This window comes from Methylobacterium sp. WL103, from assembly GCF_008039885.1.
Classification (GTDB): Bacteria; Pseudomonadota; Alphaproteobacteria; order Rhizobiales; family Beijerinckiaceae; genus Methylobacterium; species Methylobacterium cerastii.
This window is the reverse complement of the sequence record NZ_VRUX01000415.1, coordinates 1-3,868: the sequence shown is the minus strand read 5'-3', so window position 1 is coordinate 3,868 and position 3,868 is coordinate 1. Positions and strand designations below refer to the sequence as shown.

The window sequence follows — 3,868 nt, the reverse complement described above, 5'->3', positions numbered from 1 at the left end:
CCACGCCGCCGCCCCAGCCGACGCCGTTCCTGCCGCCGGCGGCGCCGCCGAGCTTCCTCCCGTTGCCGCCGGAGGAACCGCGCGAGGCGCCCGTTCCGATCACTGCGCGCAAGGCGAAAGTGCCGGATCCGGTCCCCGAGGCTCAGCTCGAGACCGTCGCACCGGCCGAGGTGGCCAACGATGCGATCGCGGCCAACGATTCGGCCAACGGCCGGCAGCGCCCGCGCATCGACGTGGTGGCACCGCGTGGCGGTCGCTCGCGACTGTTGCGCAACGCCTTCGTCGGCGTCGTCCTCACCGTGGTGATCGGCCTGATCGCGGTCGCGGCCTTCCTGCTGCGCGACAAGCCGGCGAACCTCCCCGCCGGGGGCGCAGAAACGGCGGAGACCCAGCAGGACCCGGGCGACACGAAGTACTCCGATCGGGTCGGCGGTGATCCGGCTCCCAAGGCGTCGCCGTCGGCGAACGCCCCGGCGACGGCGTCATCAAACCCGCGCAATCCTTCGACGCAGCCGAGCCAGCCCGGCCTCGCGGTGGCGCAGCGCGCCGTCCTGATCGAGGAGAACACGGCGACCCCGAACGCCGCGCCGATCTCGACAGCTGGGCGCGTGGTCTGGCGTCTTGATTCGGTGCCGGGCGAGCAGGGCCAGCCCCTGGAGACGGCGATCGTCGCGACGGTCACGGTGCCGGAGGCCGGCCTGACGCTGGTGATGACGATCCAGCGCAACCTCGATCAGACCCTTCCGGCGTCGCACACGATCAACCTCGTCTTCACCGACACGGGGACCGAAGGCGAGAAACGCGCGGTGCAGGATATCGGCCTGCTTCAGGCCAAGGACGACGAAGCCGCCCGGGGCTCCCCAGTGTCGGGCCTGCCGATCCGCGTGACGGACAACCGCTTCCTGATCGGCCTGTCGTCGCTGCGTGGTGACGTCGATCGCAACACCGACCTGCTGCTGCACAAGCCCTGGTTCGACCTCGCGGTCCGCTACGTCAACGGCCAACGCGCGGTCGTCAACTTCGAGAAGGGCAACGCCGGCACACAGGTCGTGCAGGATGCGTTCGACCAGTGGAAGTAAGCTGATCCGTCCTAAACGCAACGAAAACGGGTCTCCCCGCCCGGTGGAAGGGGGGAGGGGAGATGCGGGTCGGAAGTTCAAACCTGGCGAGAGCCCCGCCTTACGCACCCATGCGCGGCAACTCGCGCGTGGCGAGGTTGCGTTTCACGGCTTCCTGTACCTTCTCGAACGCCCGCACCTCGATCTGACGCACGCGCTCACGCGAGACGCCGAACTCACCGGAGAGGTCTTCGAGGGTGATCGGGTCGTCGGCGAGCCGGCGTGCCTCGAAGATGCGCCGCTCGCGCGCATTTAGCACCGAGAGCGCGTCGCGCAGGGCCGACAGCCGGTTCTGGCCCTCCTGCTCGCCGGCTAGCACCGTCTCTTGGCTCGGAGCGTTGTCCACGAGCCAATCCTGCCACTCGCCCTCGCCCTCCTCGCGCAGGGGCGCGTTAAGCGAGGTGTCGCCGGACAGGCGCCGGTTCATGTCGATCACGTCCTGCTCGGGCACGCCGAGCCGAGTCGCGATCTGCGCGACCTGATCGGGCTTCAGGTCGCCTTCCTCAAGGGCCGAGATCTTGCCCTTCGCCTTACGCAGGTTGAAGAACAGCTTCTTCTGGTTGGCCGTGGTGCCCATCTTCACGAGCGACCACGACCGCAGGATGTATTCCTGGATCGCCGCCTTGATCCACCACATCGCATAGGTCGCAAGCCGAAAGCCCTTATCGGGATCGAAGCGCTTGACCGCCTGCATCAGGCCGACGTTACCCTCGGACACGACCTCGCCGATCGGCAGGCCGTAGCCGCGATAGCCCATGGCGATCTTCGCCACGAGGCGCAGGTGCGACGTGACGAGGCGGTGCGCCGCCTCGCGGTCGCCGCCGTCGCGCCAGTTCTTGGCCAGCGTGAACTCTTCCGTCGGTTCCAGCATCGGGAACTTGCGGATCTCGTCGAGGTAGCGCGACAGGCCACCTTCGTTGGCGAGCACGGGCAATGCGCCGGCCATGGCAATCTCCTTCGATGGTCCCCCGATCGGGCGGACGCTGTGTACGGAGCGCCGCTTCTCAAGCCGGCTTTCCGAACCCCATGTTAGTGGGGAAAGCTCCGGGCCGGTAGCGGGTCCGCGACGAGAACATAAACTCAACGCATCGCGGCTTCGGAAAGTCGAACCTGTCACGATCGGTCGCGGGTCTCGGTGCGGTTCCGCACGCAAGTCCTTGACCGTGGCATCGCTGCGACAGCGTTCAGCTCTTCGCTAGCGCCGCCACCAAGTTCGCCATCTCCGGCGGAAGTTGGCTCTCGAAGCGAAGGTGCTCCCCAGTGCGCGGGTGGGCGAAGCCCAGTAGTGCCGCGTGCAGCGCCTGTCGCCCGAGCGTATGGAGCGCGCCCTGCGCCGTCTCCGACAACCGAGCGGCCTTGGTGATGAAGGCTCCGCCATAGACCGCGTCCCCCAGCAGCGGATGGCCGCGATGGGTCATGTGCACGCGGATCTGGTGCGTGCGCCCGGTCTCGAGCCGGCAGCGCACCAGCGCGGCCTCCGCGTAGGCAGCCTCCACGGCGTAGTGCGTCACCGCATGCCGGCCCTCGTCGCCGCGTACCACCGCGATCTTCTCGCGATTCTTGCGGCTGCGGTCGAGGTTGGCCTCGATGGTGCCGACGCGCGGCTCCGGCAGGCCCCAGACCAGGGCGAGGTAGGCCCGCTCCAGAGGGCCGCTGCGTCCGTGGTCGGCGAACTGCGCGGTGAGCCCCTTGTGGGCCGCGTCGTTCTTCGCGACGACGATCAGGCCGCTGGTGTCCTTGTCGAGGCGGTGGACGATGCCGGGCCGGCGTACGCCTCCGATGCCGGACAGGCTCGCCCCGCAATGGCCGATCAAGGCGTTGACCAGCGTGCCGGCCGCATGTCCCGGCGCCGGGTGGACCACCAGCCCGGCCGGCTTGTCGATCACCACCAGGTCGTCGTCCTCGTAGGCGATGACGAGGTCGAGAGACTCAGCCTGCGGTTCGGCGGACACCGCCTCCGGCAGCACCACCGCCAGCACCGTGCCCGGCCCGACCTTCACCGCCGAATCGAGCACGGTCACCCCGTCACGGCGGACATGGCCCGCCTTCACCAGATCCTGAAGCCGCGCCCGCGAGACGTCCGGGAACGCGATCGCCAGGGCGCGGTCGAGCCGCACCCGCTCCGCCTCCGGCCCGATCACCGCCTGACGCTCGCCTTCGATCTCGAGACCCTGCAACACGCCACTCCTCACGACCCGGCGAAAAAGGCACCGCCCGGGTCTTGCTCCCTCGACGCACCGTCGCTATACGAACGCCTCGCCGGCCGATAGCTTCATCAGCCGCAGCGACCGCGCCCATCGTCTAGCGGTTAGGACAGGTCCCTCTCACGGATCAGACCGGGGTTCGATTCCCCGTGGGCGCGCCACTTTTGTGCAGAATTGCGAACGCCGGGCTTGATGTGCTGCCGGCCTCTGTTGCGGAAGTTTCCGAGTTTTCTTAAGTCGCCGAAGATGCGGATCACGTCCGCTTCGATCTCTTTCCGATCGACGATCGCGTGGACCACGCCTTTCAGGCTGGTATCTCGCCCGACGTCACGTGCTCGCGCATTGGACGCCCGACGTGGTCGATGTATCCGAGGCTGATCTCCGCTGCGTCCGGATCCGGCCAAGCTCGGTCTTCGTTAGTGGTCCGCCCCCATTGAAGTGGTCCGCCCTTTGGTATGGCTTTTGAGCCTGGAGGACGGACGAGATGGCAAAGCACCCGAAGCCCGAGGAGATCGTCGCGAAGCTACGTCAGGCGGACGTTCTGAT

The 3,868-nt window shown here is 67.9% G+C and carries 3 protein-coding genes and 1 tRNA gene; 2 read left to right on the top strand and 2 right to left on the bottom strand.

Features of this window, described 5'->3' with window-relative positions; all coding sequences use genetic code 11:
* Nucleotides 1-1,079, top strand: a 1,079-nt coding sequence (locus tag FV222_RS29875; RefSeq protein ID WP_187277389.1) for a histidine kinase, incomplete at its 5' end; no start/stop codon positions are given.
* 100 nt (nt 1,080-1,179) lie between these two features.
* On the opposite strand, the gene rpoH is transcribed toward FV222_RS29875, so the two are convergent.
* Both rpoH and FV222_RS19610 read right to left on the bottom strand, forming a co-directional pair.
* Entirely contained in the window at nt 1,180-2,064 is an 885-nt protein-coding gene (gene rpoH, locus FV222_RS19615) for an RNA polymerase sigma factor RpoH (RefSeq protein ID WP_147728070.1), read from the bottom strand.
* Between the two features lie 238 nt (nt 2,065-2,302).
* Nucleotides 2,303-3,280 (bottom strand): RluA family pseudouridine synthase, encoded by a 978-nt coding sequence (locus tag FV222_RS19610; protein WP_147751702.1) that lies wholly within the window; start codon nt 3,278-3,280, stop codon nt 2,303-2,305.
* A 128-nt stretch (nt 3,281-3,408) separates the two neighbouring features.
* Between FV222_RS19610 and FV222_RS19605 the strand changes: the two genes are divergently transcribed.
* Nucleotides 3,409-3,483: transfer RNA gene (locus FV222_RS19605), tRNA-Glu, on the top strand.
* Nucleotides 3,484-3,868: the final 385 nt, after the last annotated feature.